Below are 15914 nucleotides of genomic sequence, written 5' to 3'. Positions count from 1 at the left end.
ATGCCCGGCGTCCTTTATCTCAATTCCCACAACAGGAAGCCCCTCATGCAAACCAAATATGTTCTTACGAATTCAGATGTCGTGCGCATCGTTTCCGCAGCGCGCGAAGAAGCGCTGAAGAACCAATGGGCGGTCACCATCGCCGTCGTCGACGACGGCGGTCATCCGCTCGCGCTTGAGCGTCTGGACGGCTGCGCACCGATCGGCGCCTACATCGCCCCGCAGAAGGCACGCACCGCAGCCCTCGGCCGTCGCGAATCCAAGCTCTACGAGGACATGATCAACGGCGGTCGCGTGTCATTCCTGTCGGCGCCCGAGATCAGCGGCATGCTCGAAGGCGGTGTCCCCGTCATCGTCGAGGGCCAGGTGATCGGGGCGGTCGGCGTGTCGGGCGTCAAGTCCGACCAGGATGCGCAGATCGCGCGTGCGGGTATCGCCGCCCTGGCCTGACCGCCAGACGCGCGCAAAACGACTATACGGAGACGAACCCCCAATGAACCAAACAACGCTTTCACTGCTGGCCTTCCTGCCGCTGGTGCTGGCTGGCGTGCTGCTGATCGGCTTCCGCTGGCCCGCACGCTATGCGATGCCGATGGTGTATGTGATCACCGCTGCGATCGGGCTGTGGGCTTGGGACATGAGCTTCAACCGTGTCCTCGCGTCCAGCCTGCAGGGCCTGATCCTGACGGTCGGCATCCTGTGGATCATCTTCGGCGCGATCCTGCTGCTCAACACCCTGAAGCATTCGGGCGGCATTGCCGCGATCCGCCGCGGCTTTGCCAACATCAGCCCAGACCGCCGCGTGCAGGCGCTGATCGTGGCCTGGCTGTTCGGCTGCTTCATCGAGGGCGCCTCTGGTTTCGGCACGCCGGCCGCGGTGGCGGCACCGCTGCTGGTCGCTCTCGGCTTCCCGGCGCTGGCCGCGGTGGTGCTGGGCATGATGGTGCAGTCGACGCCGGTGTCGTTCGGCGCGGTGGGCACGCCCATCCTGGTTGGTGTCGGCGCCGGCCTGGACCGGAGCGGCCTGACCACCCAGCTCGCGAGCCTGGGTAGCAGCTGGGACGCCTTCTTCATGATGATCAGCGGTCGCGTGGCGATCACCCACGCCATCGTCGGCGTGCTGATGCCGCTGATCATGGTGATGGTGATGACGCGCTTCTTCGGCCGCAACAAGTCGTGGGCGGAAGGTCTTGCCGTGGCGCCGTTCGCGCTGCTGACGGCTGTCGCCTTCGGCGTGCCCTACATGCTCGCGGGTGTCTTCCTCGGCCCCGAGTTCCCGTCGATGATCGGTGCGCTGGTCGGCCTGGCCATCGTCGTGCCGGCGGCCAAGAAGGGCTTCCTGCTTCCCAAGCAGAACTGGGACTTCGCACCCGCCAGCGAGTGGCCCGCGGAATGGATGGGCAAGATCGAGATGAAGCTCGACCAGGTCGCGGGCAAGACGCCGATCTCCACGCCGATGGCCTGGGCGCCTTACCTGCTGCTGGCGGCCATCCTGGTGGCGACCCGTGTCATCCCGGAGCTGAAGAGCTTCCTGCTCGGCCTGAAGTTCGGCTGGGTCGACATCCTCGGCGAGAAGGGCGTGAGTGGCGCGATCGAGCCGCTGTATCTGCCCGGTGGCATCCTGGTCGTCGTCGTGCTGATCACCTTCTTCCTGCATCGCATGACCGGACGCGAACTGGCGAAGGCGGCGAATGAGTCCAGCCGTACGCTGCTGGGCGCCGGTTTCGTGCTGATCTTCACCATCCCGATGGTGCGGATCCTGATCAACTCGGGCGTCAATGCTTCGGGTCTGGTGTCGATGCCGGTGGCAATGGCGCAGTTCGTGGCCGACAGCGTGGGGGGCGTGTATCCCTTCTTCGCGCCATGGGTCGGTGCGCTGGGTGCGTACATCGCCGGCTCGAACACCGTGTCGAACCTGATGCTGTCGCAGTTCCAGTTCAACACCGCCGGCCTGCTGGGCGTGTCGGGCGCGATGATGGTGGCACTGCAGTCGGTCGGCGCCGCCGCCGGCAACATGATCGCCATCCACAACGTCGTTGCCGCCTCGGCCACCGTAGGCCTGCTCGGCCGCGAAGGCACGACGCTGCGCAAGACCCTCCTGCCGACGCTGTACTACGTCGTCGCGGCTGGCAGCATCGGCCTGATCGCGATGTACGTGATGGGGATCACCGACCCCATCCACGCGGCGCGCTGAGCGCTACGACAGGTGGGCGCCCGGGATCGGACGTTGTGTTTCCCGGGTGTTGCATGAGGGGGCGAAGCCCGGTATAGTTCGCCCCCGTCGAGCGCAGAACACCGCCTTCGACGAAACGGACAAAACGGCCGCAACCCGCATCGTTGCGTGGTTTGAATGGTTCTGGAAAGCCACATCAAACCCGCCGGATTAGTCCAAATGCGGGAATAGCTCAGTTGGTAGAGCGCAACCTTGCCAAGGTTGAGGTCGCGAGTTCGAGACTCGTTTCCCGCTCCAGAATTCGAAAGCCGGACAAGATCAGCGTCTTGTCCGGCTTTTTGCTTTCGGGGTGCCAACATGGATACGAAATCCGACGCCTGGCCTGCCGGCTGCGTGCTGCCCGACTACGGGCCGGGCGGAATCTATGGCCTGGCCAGCGCGCTGCGGACCTGGCTGCATGACACCGATGCCGGGCTGGATGTGGCCAGGGTGGCGCCGGGCGAGGCGGCGACCGTCGTGCTGCTCGTCATCGACGGCCTCGGCGCACATGCCCTCGATTCCTTCGGCCGCGGCTCAGCGCTTGCCGCGGACTGGCATGTGACGCTGACTTCGGTGTTTCCGAGCACCACCGCGAGCGCGGTGACCACCCTGATGACGGGTGCCTCACCCGCGGAGCACGGGTTGAACGGCTGGTTCATTCACGACCGGCGCTTCGGAGGCGTCATCGCACCCCTGCCGCTTGAAGCACGCGGCGACGGTCCGCTGCACGCCCTGCGCCTGACGTCGCGCTTGTTTACGCAGCGCTCGATGTTCCGCGACGCGCGCCGGCCGGCCTTTATGGTGTCGCCGCAGCAGATCGCCTTTTCACCCTTTTCGCGTCACCACGCGCGCGGTGCCTGTGTCCGAGGCTACGACACGCTCGAGCGCCTACAGGACGAGATCCTCGGTGCCGTCGAAGGGGTCGGGCGGCAGGGCGGCTTCGTCCATGCGTATTACCCCCGTTTCGATGCGATCAGCCATGCCTACGGCTGCCGCTCGCCGCGCGCGATCGCGTGTTTCCATAAGATCGATGCGATGTACGCGCGCCTGTGCGAGCGCCTGCGCGGAAAGGGCGTGCGCATCCTGGTGACGGCCGACCATGGCTTCATCGACAGCGCACCGGAGCGCACGGTGGGTATCGAGCCCGAATCCGAGGTGGCACGCATGCTCGATGCGCCCCTGTTTGGCGAGCGGCGCCTCGCCTTCTGTGCGGTCCGCGAAGGCGCCCATGAGGAGTTCGAAGCCTGGGCCAGGAACGAGCTGGCAGGACGTGCCGTGGTCATGCGCGGGGAGGACTGCATCGCGTCGGGCGTGTTCGGTCCGGGACGCCGCAACACGCGTCTTGCGGAGCGCGTGGGTACGCATGTGCTGCTGATGGAGCCGGGGTGGACCATCGTCGACCAGGTCGAGGGCGAGGAGCCCTTCACGCTCATCGGCGTCCACGGCGGCTTGACGGCGGACGAGATGCGCGTGCCGCTGGTCCTGGCGACACCCTGAGCCGAGCCCCGGGACCTAGTGAACCTCGTCCTCGCCCGGCGGCAGGGGGACGATCATGATCCCTTCCTCGAGGAGTTCCTCGACATCGTCTGCCGAGGCCTGGCCCCGAATGTTGCGCGCCTCGGCTTCACCATAATGGATGCGACGCGCCTCCTCGGGCAGCCGCTCGCCGACGTCATCGGCGTCGCGTGCCATGTGTCGCAGCAACTGCAGCACGGCAGTAACGGTTTCCGGTGTCACCGTTGCTGCGGCGCCCGGCGTGGCGGGCACGGCGGGGGTGGCGGCAGCCTGGAGGCGCTCCGAGACCGGCTTGTCCTGGGCGCCTTGACGCGTCTGCACATAGGGGGCACTGGGCAGGCGACGGACCTGCACGCTCGCGCACACCGGGCAACTCACGAGCTGGCGGGCGCACTGATCCTCAAAGGCGTGCGCAGAGGCGAACCAGCCTTCGAAACGATGTTCCTTGTTGCAGCAGAGGTCGAGGACGATCACGATGGTTTGGAAAGGGACGGACTTGCCCCGGTGGATGGCTGGGTCAGGAGTTCCGACCCGACGGACCGGAAATGGTGCCCGGTAGGGAGCTCGATCACGCAAGGCCTGCGGATGCTGGGTTCGGCTTGGGGCGTTTTGACCTCAAGCCAGCGTTCCATGCTGCTTCAAAAAAAGCAGAAGGGCGATGTGCCTATGGTTCTGGCTCATAGGTCGCGAATTCTGCCACAGCGGCGGGACTGCATGAATCGCCCCCCACTGGGCAAGGCGCGGGAGCGCTGTCCCTCGTCGATCGCGCCGCATCCAGACAGTGAATCGCCCCGGGTTTCCTAGACGGTCCCGTTCTTCAAAAAATACTGCCGCTCGAACTCTACCGGCGAGAGCTGGTTGGTGAAACCGTGGCGTCGCCGTGGGTTGTAGAAGAGCTCGATGTAATCGAAAACATCGGAGCGAGCCTGCGCCCGATCCGTGTAGATCTTTCGCTTGATCCGCTCGCGCTTGAGCAGCTGGAAGAAGCTTTCCGCTACCGCGTTATCGTGGCAGTTGCCACGCCGGCTCATGCTCGGCACCAGTCGGTGCGACTTCAGGAAGTCTTGCCAGTCGTGGCTGCTGAACTGGCTACCCTGATCTGAATGCACCAGCACCTGCTCAGTCGGTTTGCGCCGCCACACCGCCATCAGCAAGGCGTTCAACGCCAGTTCCTTGGTCATCCGTTCGCCCATCGACCAACCGACGACCTGACGGGAGAACAGATCGAGCACCGCGCACAGGTACAGCCACCCCTCGTGGGTTCGGATGTAAGTGATATCGGTCACCCAGCTCTTGTTCGGCGCTGTCGGGGCAAACTGGCGCTCGAGCAGATTCGGCGCAACCACCGCCGGCCGCCCACCGTAGCGACCGGGGCGGCGTCCATAGCCGGTGTGCGAGCGCAGGCCCGCCAAGCGCATCAGCCGCGCCACGCGATGCTTGCCACACGCTTCGCCCATGTCGTGCAGATCGTTACGGATCTTGCGATAGCCATAGATACGCCCGCTGGCCTCCCAGCATTGCGTAATCAGCGCTCCGATGCGCTGGTCATTAGCCGAGCGCTCGGAAACGGGTTGCTGCTTCCACGCGTAATAACCGCTCGGATGGACCGCCAGCGTCGAACACAGGCGACGCACCGGATACTGCACCACGTGGGCGTCGATGAAGGCGTACCTCACCCGGACTGCTTGGCAAAGTACGCGGCGGCCTTTTTTAGGTTCTTCGCGCGATCTGGGGGAAGTAGTGGTTGACGGTTCGGAGGTTGGTAGATTGGCAGTCGCCAAACAAACCGATCCCCTTCCTCTTCCCCGTCATGTGCGATGCTATGTTGGGCGTGGTCTTCTGGGAAGGCCGCCTCGTCGATTCATGCCAGGAGCGAGCCGACGGTTCGCTCCTTCTCACCCTCGCTGAAGACCCCTCACACCGCCCGCGATGTGGGCGCTGCGGTAGCGACTGTGTTCTGCTCCACGAGCGCCGGCGACGCCGGGTGCGCGATCGAGACTGGTTCGATCGACGCGTCTGGCTGGATGTGCCGATTCGCCGCCTCGACTGTTACCAGTGTGGCGCACGGGCGGCCGAGCGCCTGAGCTGGCTCGACACGGGTGAGCGCATCACACACCGATTACGCGCCTGGATCGAGGCGCTGGTGCAGATCCTGCCGATCGCCCACGTCGCCCAACTCACGGGCTTGCACTGGCACACCATCAAGCGCATCGACCATCGGCGTCTGCAGACCCGGTATGGCGCTTTCGATGCGCAGGGCGTGCGTCGGTTGGTGATGGACGAGTTCGCGCTGCACAAGGGTAACCGTCCGAGCAACCCCTTGAGCCGCAGCGCGATGAGGGTGCGACAGGCCCACGGGCAGATGTAGGCCACGTACAGCACGTAGCGCCCGGCCTCCGGTGTGAAGCCTTCAGGGCTCTCCACGCCGATGCGATGCCGAAAGCCGGAGGTCTGGCGGATAAAGCGCCCCTCGTCGTCGCTCGCCTGCACCGGCTGCCACTTTTCCACCCACTGTCCGTTGATCAACATGCGCCCTTGCTCCTTTCTTCGATTGGTCCTTGCGTGGATGACAAGGTATTGCCTTGTGTGATGGAGATAAACCCCCGTTCGGACCATTGACTGTTTCCCTGATCGCAACAAAAGCGGTCTCCTGCGGGGCTCACCAACCCGGCGGTGGCGCGGCAAAACGCTCGGCGAGAAAGTCGACCAGCGCGCGCACCTTCGGCGGAACGAACTTGCGCGTCGGATATAGCGCATAGATGCCGAGCGCGACGGATCGATACGCGGGCATCAGTTCTACGAGCGAGCCTGCCGCCAGATCGTCGGCGACCAGGAACCCCGGTTGCAGGATCACCCCCTGACCGGCAAGCGCCATCGCGCGGCAGGTGTCGCCGCTGTTGGTGTGTACGGCGGGCCGCGTGCGTACGCTCACACGCCCGTCCGGCCCGTCGAACTGCCACTCGTCACCGCCGGACCAGTAGCTGTAGGCGATGACCGTGTGACTGGCGAGGTCTGCGGGGACGTCCGGCGTGCCATGGGCCGCCAGATAAGCGGGGGCGGCGCACAGTACGATGCGTGTGCGGGCGAGTTGCCGGCAGACGAGGGTGGAACTGGGCAGGGCGGCGATGCGGATCGCCACATCGAAGCCTTCCTCGACGAGGTCTACGGTGCGGTCCGACAGCGTCACTTCGAGCCGCACCTGCGGGTGCAGGTCGCGGAACGGGCCCCACAGGGACGCGAGGTGCCGAATGCCGAAGGTGACCGGCGCGTTGATGCGCAACAGGCCGCGTGCCGCGCCACCGCGCGAATGCAGCTCGGCTTCGGCTTCTTCGAGCCCGGCGAGCAATTCCCGGCTGCGAGCGTAGAAGCGCTCGCCATCCTCGGTCAGAGACAGGCGTCGGGTCGTGCGGTGAAGCAGGCGCACGCCGAGCCGCGTCTCCAGTTCGCCCACATAGCGCGAGGTGGCCGCCTTGGACAAGCCGAGCGCTTCGGCCGCGCCGACGAAGCTGCCGGCATCGACGACCGCGCAGAAGGTCTGCATCTCGACAAATCGGTCCATTGTCTCTCCTGCCGGAATAGTCTCTCACCTGGATGACGGTTTATCTCACTCCGGGGGCGCCGTAAAGTGCCCCCCATGATCATGCGCCGGCTTGCATCGCCGGGCCCGCCGGGCCCCGAGCGACACCCGGCAGTCAGCCCAAGCAATCGCCGCCCAGTTGGAGGACCCTGATGCAAACGCTGCCCACTCTGTTTGTCTCGCACGGCGCGCCGACCTTCGCACTCGACCCCGGCCTCGCCGGTGCAAATCTTGCGGCGCTCGGCCGTCGGCTTCCTCGTCCACAGGCTGTGCTAGTGATGTCCCCGCACTGGATGACCCGCCAGCCGCAGGCCACGCTGTCGCTTCGGCCTGAAACCATCCACGACTTCGGCGGCTTCGATCCTGCCCTCTACACGCTGCAGTACCCGGCCGAGGGCGCCCATCTTGCCGCGCGGCGTGCGCTCGAGCTGCTGCAGGCGGCCGGTCTGGCCGCCGCTCCGAATGCCGATCGCGGCCTCGACCATGGTGCCTGGGTGCCCTTGTTGCACCTGTATCCCCAGGCCGACATCCCGGTGTTTCAGGTGTCGCTGCCGATGTGGCTTGATGCCGATGGTGCCTACGATTACGGGCGCGCGCTCGCGCCGCTGGCTGACGAAGGCGTGCTGATCGTGGGCTCGGGCAGCCTGACCCATAACCTGTACGAGTTCCGCCTCGGTGATCCACGCGCTGAAAGCTATGCGGCGGAGTTCGCACACTGGGTGCGCGACGCAGTGCTGGCGGGCGATCACTCTCGTCTGCGCCAGGCGCTCGCGATCGCACCGCATGCCCGCCGCGCGCATCCCACTGCCGAGCATTACCTGCCATTGCTGGTGGCCGCTGGCGCAGCCGCCCAAGCCGTGCCCGCGAGTGTCATCGAAGGTGGCATCGTGCATGGTGTGCTGTCGATGGATTCCTTCCTGTTCGGTGCCGAGTTCCCCGCGCGACTGGGTGCCGACGCGAACGACGCACTGCCCAACTGAGACCCGACCATGTCCGATCAAGATCTCATCGTTCAACACGTGCCCGTCCCTGCGAGCCGTTCGATTCTGTTGTTCCATGGCGTGGGTTCGCGCCCCGAGGATCTGGTGCCGCTTGCCCACCTCCTCGCCGAGGCCCACCCGGACGCCTGGGTGGTCAGCGTGCGCTCACCCGAGTCCAGTGACCTGGGCAGCGGCTGGCAGTGGTTCTCGGTGCGCGGGGTGACGGAGGAAAACCGCCCGGCGCGTGTTGCCGAGGCCATGCCGTCGTTCGTGCGCTGTGTGCGCGACTGGCAGGCGAGAGCAGGGGTGGATGCCGCTGCCACCACGCTGATCGGCTTCTCGCAGGGGGCGATCATGGCGCTGGAATCGACCCAGCTGCCTGAAACCCTGGCTGCCCGCGTCATCTCGCTCGCCGGCCGCTTTGCCTCGGCACCGCGCGTGGCGCCGGCGCAAACGCAGGTGCATCTGCTGCACGGTGAGCGGGATCAGGTGATCGATCCGCGCTACAGCCTGATGGCGGCCGAAACGTTGCGGGCGCTCGGCGGGGGCGTCTCCGTCGAACTGCTCCCGAACCTGGGGCATGGCGTGGATGCGCGTGTTGCCAGTCGCGTGAAGGCTTTGGCCGGTTGAGTGGTCTGCCTGGGTGGAGGCTCTGGCCGGTAGAGTTCGAGCAGCGGTGTTGTTCGAAGAACGGGACCGTACGGAAAACCGGGGACGATTCGATGATCGTCTGGTACCCGAATGGGCCCGCTTCAGAACGCTTGCCATGTCCCCTGCTCCGATCACGAGGAGGCCGGTGTAGCGACCTCTGATCGATTGCAGAAAAAATGCAGCAAAAAGGTCGATCAAACCGGGCCAAAGCCCGATGGCGCCGTGCAAGTCGTTGTTTTTTAATGGTACCCGGGACGGGACTCGAACCCGTAAGGCTTGCGCCGGCGGATTTTAAGTCCGCTATGGTTACCAATTTCATCACCCGGGCAGGGTGTGCGCTACAGCGCCATGGGGGTGATCACAGGCGCGGCAGGCAGCACCGCCGATCGCCGCACTGGCGATCGGGCAAAGGAGGTTCAGCGCGGCTGCTCAGGCAGCACGATGTTGACCTCGAGCACCTCGTAGTTGTCCTGTTTCTCGAGCTGGACCTTGATGTCTTCCGGATTCACCGCGACGTACTTCGAGATCACCTCGATCAGCTCACGCTGAAGGGCAGGCAGGAAGTCGGCGGTTGGTGTGCCGCCCGCGCGTTCGTGGGCGATCAGCAGCGACAGGCGGTTCTTGGCGATCTCCGCGGTCTTCTTCTTCTCGCCGAACAGTTTGGAAAGGAAGGACATTTCACTTCCCTCCGAACAGGCGCTTGATCAGCCCCGGCTTCTCGTAGGAAACGAAACGCAGCGGGCGCTCCTCGCCGAGGAAGCGCGACACCACGTCGCCGTAGGCTTCGGCTACGTCCGTGCCCTTGAGGTGGATCGCGGGCGTTCCCTGGTTGGAGGCATGCAGCACGGATTCCGACTCGGGGATCACGCCGATCAGCGGCACGCGCAGCAACTCCTGCACGTCCTTGTAGGACAACATCTCGCCGTCCTCGACGCGCTTGGGCGAATAGCGGGTGATCAGCAGGTGTTCCTTGACCGGCTCGCCGCCCTCGCGCGCGCGCTTCGACTTGCTCTGCAGGATGCCGAGGATGCGGTCAGAGTCACGCACCGAGGACACTTCGGGATTGGTCGCCACGATGGCCTCGTCGGCGAAGGTCAGCGCCATCACGGCGCCACGCTCGATGCCTGCGGGCGAGTCGCACACCACGTAATCGAAGCCCATGTGCTGCAGTTCTTCGAGCACCTTCTCGACGCCTTCCTCGGTCAGCGCGTCCTTGTCGCGGGTCTGCGAGGCGGGGAGGATGAAGAGGTTCTCGCAGTGCCTGTCCTTGATCAGGGCCTGGTTCAGGCGCGCCTCACCATTCACGACGTTGACGAGGTCATACACCACGCGGCGCTCGCAACCCATGATGAGGTCGAGATTTCGCAGGCCGACGTCGAAGTCGATCACCGCAGTCTTGAAGCCGCGCAGGGCGAGGCCGGATGCGAATGCGGCGCTGGTGGTGGTCTTGCCCACACCGCCCTTGCCTGACGTTACGACGATGACTTTCACGGTTTCCCCTTGTTCGTGCTGTGTGGCCGCGCTCAGGCGAGCGGCAGCGGTTCGATGTTGAGTGTATGGTCGGCGCCCGTCAGACGCACCTGGGCCGCCCGTCCGGCAACCGTCTCGGGAATTCCGCGTTCGAAGGTGCGGAACACGCCGGCGATGGAAACGAGTTCCGGCCCGAAGTTGCTGGCGATGATGCGCGCACGCTCATCGCCGTTTGCACCCGCGATGGCGCGGCCACGCATCGGGCCATAGCAGTGGATGCTGCCGTCGGCGATGACTTCGGCGCCGGGGCTCACGCCCCCGATCAGCACCAGGTCGGCGCCGCGCGCATAGATCTGCTGGCCCGAGCGCAGCGGGCGGTCCACGAACAGGGTCGGCTGGATGCCTTGAGGGGGCAAAGTCGGCGCAGGCGCGGGGGCTTGGCTTGCCGCGGGTGCCGGCGCTGGGGCAGGGGCCTGGGGGGCCTGCGCTGCCGGCCGCTCACGAAGCGCGGCTGCGTCGAGTTCGGCGAAGCCGGCGCGACGTGCCGACTCGGCATGCTCGGCTGGCAGGCTGAACACGCCGATGGGCTGCAGGCGGTAACGGCGCAGCAGGGAATTCAGGCCCGCCCAGTCGATCGTCGCGGGAACCTCACGCAGACCCGAAAAATCGAGGACGACGGCTTCGCCGTTGAAGAAGTCGGGCATGCCGCCGAGCATCTTGTGCAGGGCGTCCGCCAGGGCGGGCGGTTCGGTGGCTTGCAGCATGGCGACGGTCGCACCGAGCGTGGTGTTGCGGAACTCGATCGGACGGACGGGCGCGGAAGCGGACATGGACGGAAGCTTCTTCAAAATCAAGGGAGTGTACTGACGCGCGTGCGATGGAGCAAGGGAGTAGACTCAGTGCAGGGTGCGCGGCTGGAATAGTGCATCGACATCAGCGGCGTCGAAGCGGTAGGTGTGGTTCGACATGTCGTCGTGCACCACGATTTCGCCGTGCTCGGCAAGGATCGCGCGGACTTCGTCCTCGCCCAGGCTGCGCAGCATGGTGGCGACCTTCTCGGGGTCGGCCGGCCAGTCATGGGTGGCGGCGCGGGGTTCGAACAGGCGCACGTTCTCCTCGGCAAACAGGCGGCGCAGGATCTCCTGCGGTTCGAGGCCGAGCAGTTCGTCGTTGCGCACGGTGTTCGCGAGTTGTTGCACGCGCGACCAGCCGTCGAGGTCCCTGGCGTCCGCGCCTGGCAGCTTCTGCACGAAGAGTGCCGCTGCAGCGTGTTCGGTGGCCGCGAGCCACAGCCCGGCCGGTTGCTGTTCGGACTGTTCGAGGTAGTGCTCGAAGCACGCCGCAATGCTGTCGCCCTCGAGCGGCACCAGGCTCTGGTAGGGCTGGTCCATGCCCTCGACGTCGAGCGAGAGCTGCAGTCGCCCGTCGCCGACGAGGTCACCAAGCGAGTCGCCAGTCAGCACGCCTTCGGCCTTGGCATAGCCGCGCAGGTTAAGCGCTTCGCTGCAGTCGATCACCAGCAGGCTGACCGGGCCGTGTCCCGAGACCTGGAAGGTGAGCCGTCCGGGCTGCTTGAGGTTGCCGGCGATGACGGCGGACACCGCACTCATCTCGCCCAGGAGGCGGGCGACGGCTTCGGGGTAGGCGCGTCCGTGCTGCATGGCCTGCCATACATCGGTCAGGCGGACGACTGCACCGCGGATGTCGAGGTCTTCCAGCAAAAAGCGCTGGACGTAGCTGGCGGGAGAGGTGCTCATGGATTCTGCTCCGTCGGGGCCGCGCCCTTGAGCGCGGCGGTAAAGGCGTCGGGGTCGAAGCCGACGAGCAGGGCGCCAGCGCCGCAATCGACGACGGGGCGGCGAATGAGGCTGGGCTGGGCCTGCATCAGGGCGATGGCATCAGCCTCGCCGGCGATGGCTTGCTGCTCGGGCGCGAGCTTGCGCCAGGTGGTGCCGCGCTTGTTGAGCAGCGCTTCCCAGCCGCTGCGGGCACACCAGCGCGCAAGCGTTTCGGCGTCGATGCCGGCCTTCTTGTAATCGTGGAAATCGTAGGCCACGCCGGCATCGTCCAGCCAGGCAAAGGCCTTCTTCATGGTGTCGCAGTTCTTGATGCCGTAGATCACCGGGCGCATATCAGCTCCTCCGCTGCTCACTTGCTGCCGCGCGCACGGGCGAAGGCGTCGGCCAACGCGTTGCCGCCAGGCCGCTGGCGGTCGTTCTGTTCGCGACGTGGCGCCTGGGCGGCAGAGCGCGGTCGGGCGCTGTTGCCACCACGGTCCTGGCTGTCGCCACTGCGCGCGGAACGCCCGCCCGGCTCGGCGCGTCGGGCAGCCGGCTCGTCGGACATGCGCATCGTCAATGCGATCCGATTGCGCGGGATGTCCACTTCCAGCACCTTGACCTTCACCACCTGGCCGGCCTTGACCACGCTGTGCGGATCCTTGACGAAGGTGTTCGACAAGGCCGAGATGTGCACCAGGCCGTCCTGATGCACGCCAATGTCGACGAACGCGCCGAAGTTGGTGACGTTGGTGACCACGCCCTCGAGCAGCATGCCGGGCTGCAGGTCCTTCAGCGTCTCGACGCCCTCGCGGAAGGCCGCGGTGCGGAATTCGGGGCGCGGATCGCGGCCGGGCTTCTCGAGTTCGGCGAGGATGTCCTGCACCGTCGGCAGGCCGAAGCGCTCATCCGTGAATTCGGCCGGTTTCAGCGACTTCAGGAAGCTGCCGTTGCCCATCAGCTCGCGCACGCTCTTCTGCACCCTGGCGAGGATGCGCTCGACCACCGGATAGGCTTCGGGGTGGACCGAGGAGGCGTCGAGCGGGTTGTCGCCGCTGGGGATGCGCAGGAAGCCCGCGGCCTGTTCGAAGGTCTTGGGGCCGAGGCGCGGGACCTCCTTCAGCGCGTCGCGGCTGCGGAAGGGCCCCTTGCTGTTGCGGTACTCGACGATGTTGCCGGCAAGCGTCGTGTTCAGGCCCGAGATACGGGCCAGCAGCGGCACCGAGGCGGTGTTCACATCGACGCCGACGGCATTGACGCAGTCCTCGACCACCGCATCGAGGCTCTTGGCCAGACGCCCCTGGTTGACGTCGTGCTGGTACTGGCCTACCCCGATCGACTTCGGGTCGATCTTGACCAGTTCGGCCAGCGGGTCCTGCAGGCGGCGGGCGATGGAGACCGCGCCGCGCAGACTGACGTCCACATCCGGGAATTCCTTGGCGGCGAGCTCGGACGCGGAGTACACCGAAGCCCCGGCTTCGGACACCACGACCTTGGTCAGCGGCAGTTCCGGGTAGCGTTTCATCAACTCCGCCGCAAGCGCGTCGGTCTCGCGCGAGGCCGTGCCGTTGCCGATCGCGATCAGCTCGACAGCATGCTTCTTCGCCAGTGCGGCGATGGTGGCGATGGCGGATTCACGGTCGCGGCGCGGCTCGAAGGGATAGACGGTCGCCGTGTCGACGAGCTTGCCCGTGGCATCGACCACCGCGACCTTGACGCCGGTGCGGATGCCCGGATCGAGGCCGATGGTCGGGCGCGTTCCGGCCGGCGCGGCCAGCAGCAGGTCCTTGAGGTTGCGCGCGAAGACGCGGATCGCCTCTTCCTCGGCACGCTCGCGCAGTTCGCCCATCAACTCCAACTCGAGATGGATCGAGATCTTCACGCTCCACGCCCAGCGCACCGTGTCGGCCAGCCAGCGGTCAGCCGGCCGGCCCTGGTTGCGGATGCCGAAGCGCGCGGCGATGCGGCCTTCGCAGGGGTGGGGCGCCTCGGCGTCGGGTCGGTCGACGTCGAGTGTCAGCCGCAGCACGCCTTCGTTGCGCCCGCGCAGCAACGCCAGTGCGCGGTGCGAGGGCATGGTGGCGATCGGCTCGGCGAACTCAAACCAGTCGCGGAACTTGGCGCCTTCGGTCTCCTTGCCTTCGATCACCGCCGACCGTACCTGACCGTATTCATGCAGATAGTTGCGAAGTTCGCCGAGCAGGGTCGCATCCTCTGCGAACACTTCCATCAGGATCTGGCGCGCGCCATCGAGCACCGCCTTGACGTCGCCGAAGCCGGCTTCGGCATTCAGGTATCTCGCGGCCTCGAGGTCGGGATCGAGAGTCGCATCGGCAAGCAGGGCTTCGGCCAGCGGTCCGATGCCGGCCTCGCGCGCGATCTGCGCCTTGGTGCGGCGCTTGGGCTTGTAGGGCAGGTAGAGGTCTTCCAGCCGCTGCTTGGTGTCGGCGTTCTCGACCTCGACGCGCAGCTCGGCGGTGAGTTTGCCCTGTTCGTCGATCGAGGCCAGCACCGTGGCGCGGCGGTCTTCCAGTTCGCGCAGATAGCCGAGACGTTCGTCCAGCGTACGCAGCTGGGTGTCGTCGAGGCCGCCAGTGACTTCCTTGCGGTAGCGTGCAATGAAGGGCACGGTGGCGCCGTCGTCCAGCAACTGGACGGCAGCGATGACTTGGCGCGGGGACACGCCGAGTTCTTCGGCGATGCGGTGTTCGATCGGGGGGAGCATGGTGGCGGTGCGTAGGGGGTGAAACGAAGGGCGGGATGGTGCAGCAAGCCGCCCCGTGCGACAAGTCCTGCGGTTCCGGCTGCGGCGCGCCGCAGGGCGCCTTCAGGACGTGGCGTCGATGCGGAAAGCAGCGCCAGAACAGGTCCGGCGCGATGAGTTAGAGCGCGACGAGCGTCTGCCGTCCCCACCAGCTCTCGCCCGGCGCGAGTCGGACCGGATGCTGCGCGGCCGCTGCTTCGACGCACAGCATGTGGCGGAAAGCGTCGTCGGGCAGGTCGGCGATGGCCTTGCTGCGTTCGATCCACGGGTTCCACACGACCACGTCGGGAAAGCCGTCGGCATTGATGCCCAGGCTGCGGTCGTATTCGCGCAGCAACACCGGCCGCTGCACGTCGTGATAGACGCGATCCGTCTCGCCCTCGATCAGCAGTACGTCGCCGCTGTCGCGCTTGATGCGGTTGGCGTCGGTCTTGTCGCGGAAGCTGAAGCCATGCAGGCCTTCGAGGCGCGATTCCTCGACCTCGCGCACGGCGAGATAGGTGTGCAGCGCCGCGGTGAACTCGAGATCGCCATCGCCGGTGTTGGTGACCTCGAACTCGAGATCGAGCCGGCTCTCTTCGAGCAGGATGCTGAGTTCGGCCGAGAATGCGTGCGGCCACAGCGCGCGCGTGGCCTCGTCATCGACCAGGCCCAGGGTGACGAGGGCGTAATCCTTGCTGCCGCGCTCGGTCAGCACCGACCAGTCGCGGGTGCGGGCGAAACCGTGTGCGGGCAGCGTGCCGAGATCGGCGAACTGGGGGAAGCAGACGGGGATGCCGCCGCGGATCGGTGTCTTGCGGTCGAGCACGGCGTTCGGGCTGAGGTAGAGCCGGTCTGTGCCGCCCGGTGGCGTCCAGGACAGGACCTGGCCGCCGAACAGGCTCACGACGGCCGAGGCGCCATTTCGGGTGCCGAGGCGCAGCGCGGGGAGGCCGCGGAAGTCGATGCGTTCAATGCCTGCGGTCAT

The 15914-nt window shown here is 66.2% G+C and carries 15 protein-coding genes, 2 tRNA genes and 1 pseudogene; 7 read left to right on the top strand and 11 right to left on the bottom strand.

Annotated elements, in window-relative coordinates; translation table 11 throughout:
- Window positions 1-45: 45 nt before the first annotated feature.
- The 4 genes from C664_RS01060 to C664_RS01045 all read left to right on the top strand — a co-directional run bounded on the left by C664_RS01060 (window position 46) and on the right by C664_RS01045 (window position 3709).
- On the top strand, window positions 46-450 hold the full coding sequence (locus C664_RS01060; RefSeq protein ID WP_004251566.1) for a GlcG/HbpS family heme-binding protein: 405 nt from the start codon (window positions 46-48) through the stop codon (window positions 448-450).
- A 43-nt stretch (window positions 451-493) separates the two neighbouring features.
- Window positions 494-2194, top strand: coding sequence for an L-lactate permease (locus C664_RS01055; RefSeq protein ID WP_004251563.1), 1701 nt, complete (start codon window positions 494-496; stop codon window positions 2192-2194).
- A 200-nt stretch (window positions 2195-2394) separates the two neighbouring features.
- Window positions 2395-2470, top strand: a tRNA-Gly gene (locus C664_RS01050).
- Window positions 2471-2530: 60 nt separating this feature from the next.
- On the top strand, window positions 2531-3709 hold the full coding sequence (locus C664_RS01045; protein ID WP_004251560.1) for an alkaline phosphatase family protein: 1179 nt from the start codon (window positions 2531-2533) through the stop codon (window positions 3707-3709).
- Between the two features lie 15 nt (window positions 3710-3724).
- Here C664_RS01045 and C664_RS01040 read toward each other — a convergent pair whose 3' ends face one another.
- Both C664_RS01040 and C664_RS01035 read right to left on the bottom strand, forming a co-directional pair.
- Window positions 3725-4201, bottom strand: coding sequence for a DUF1178 family protein (locus tag C664_RS01040; RefSeq protein WP_004251557.1), 477 nt, complete (start codon window positions 4199-4201; stop codon window positions 3725-3727).
- Window positions 4202-4527: 326 nt separating this feature from the next.
- Window positions 4528-5451: pseudogene (locus C664_RS01035) on the bottom strand (IS3 family transposase); the annotation flags it as partial.
- An 86-nt stretch (window positions 5452-5537) separates the two neighbouring features.
- On the opposite strand from C664_RS01035, the gene C664_RS01030 reads away from it, so the two are divergent.
- Window positions 5538-6095 carry a helix-turn-helix domain-containing protein gene (locus C664_RS01030; protein ID WP_083483029.1) on the top strand — a complete coding sequence of 186 codons (558 nt, stop codon included), beginning with the start codon at window positions 5538-5540 and terminating at the stop codon, window positions 6093-6095.
- 291 nt (window positions 6096-6386) lie between these two features.
- Here C664_RS01030 and C664_RS01025 read toward each other — a convergent pair whose 3' ends face one another.
- Window positions 6387-7286: a LysR family transcriptional regulator gene (locus C664_RS01025; RefSeq protein ID WP_004251548.1), complete on the bottom strand. Its 900-nt coding sequence runs from the start codon at window positions 7284-7286 to the stop codon at window positions 6387-6389.
- A 170-nt stretch (window positions 7287-7456) separates the two neighbouring features.
- Here C664_RS01025 and C664_RS01020 point away from each other — a divergent pair, with 170 nt between their 5' ends.
- Together C664_RS01020 and ypfH are read left to right on the top strand one after the other, a co-directional pair.
- Window positions 7457-8284 (top strand): dioxygenase family protein, encoded by an 828-nt coding sequence (locus C664_RS01020; protein ID WP_004251546.1) that lies wholly within the window; start codon window positions 7457-7459, stop codon window positions 8282-8284.
- Between the two features lie 9 nt (window positions 8285-8293).
- The gene (gene ypfH / locus C664_RS01015) at window positions 8294-8914 is read left to right on the top strand and encodes an esterase (RefSeq protein WP_004251544.1); all 621 of its coding nucleotides are present in this window, start codon (window positions 8294-8296) and stop codon (window positions 8912-8914) included.
- Window positions 8915-9178: 264 nt separating this feature from the next.
- Here ypfH and C664_RS01010 read toward each other — a convergent pair.
- From C664_RS01010 to C664_RS00975, 8 genes are all read right to left on the bottom strand, one after another.
- A tRNA-Leu gene (locus C664_RS01010) sits at window positions 9179-9263 on the bottom strand.
- 88 nt (window positions 9264-9351) lie between these two features.
- Window positions 9352-9612, bottom strand: a complete 261-nt coding sequence (gene minE / locus C664_RS01005) for a cell division topological specificity factor MinE (protein WP_004251542.1) — start codon at window positions 9610-9612, stop codon at window positions 9352-9354.
- Window position 9613: 1 nt separating this feature from the next.
- Window positions 9614-10426: a septum site-determining protein MinD gene (gene minD / locus C664_RS01000; RefSeq protein ID WP_082794246.1), complete on the bottom strand. Its 813-nt coding sequence runs from the start codon at window positions 10424-10426 to the stop codon at window positions 9614-9616.
- Between the two features lie 32 nt (window positions 10427-10458).
- A complete protein-coding gene (gene minC, locus C664_RS00995) occupies window positions 10459-11235 on the bottom strand; it encodes a septum site-determining protein MinC (protein ID WP_004251539.1) in 777 nt (258 codons plus the stop codon).
- 66 nt (window positions 11236-11301) lie between these two features.
- Window positions 11302-12162 (bottom strand): Hsp33 family molecular chaperone HslO, encoded by an 861-nt coding sequence (hslO, locus tag C664_RS00990; protein ID WP_004251538.1) that lies wholly within the window; start codon window positions 12160-12162, stop codon window positions 11302-11304.
- Entirely contained in the window at window positions 12159-12536 is a 378-nt protein-coding gene (locus C664_RS00985; protein WP_004251537.1) for an ArsC family reductase, read from the bottom strand. Before C664_RS00985 ends, hslO begins: the two co-directional genes overlap by 4 nt.
- A gap of 17 nt (window positions 12537-12553) precedes the next feature.
- Window positions 12554-14908, bottom strand: a complete 2355-nt coding sequence (locus tag C664_RS00980; protein ID WP_004251536.1) for a Tex family protein — start codon at window positions 14906-14908, stop codon at window positions 12554-12556.
- A 157-nt stretch (window positions 14909-15065) separates the two neighbouring features.
- Window positions 15066-15914, bottom strand: coding sequence for a D-hexose-6-phosphate mutarotase (locus tag C664_RS00975; RefSeq protein ID WP_004251535.1), 849 nt, complete (start codon window positions 15912-15914; stop codon window positions 15066-15068).

Origin of the sequence: Thauera sp. 63 (genome assembly GCF_000310165.2) — a bacterium.
GTDB classification, from domain to species: Bacteria; Pseudomonadota; Gammaproteobacteria; order Burkholderiales; family Rhodocyclaceae; genus Thauera; species Thauera humireducens.
This window is presented reverse-complemented; position numbering and strand designations above follow the sequence as displayed.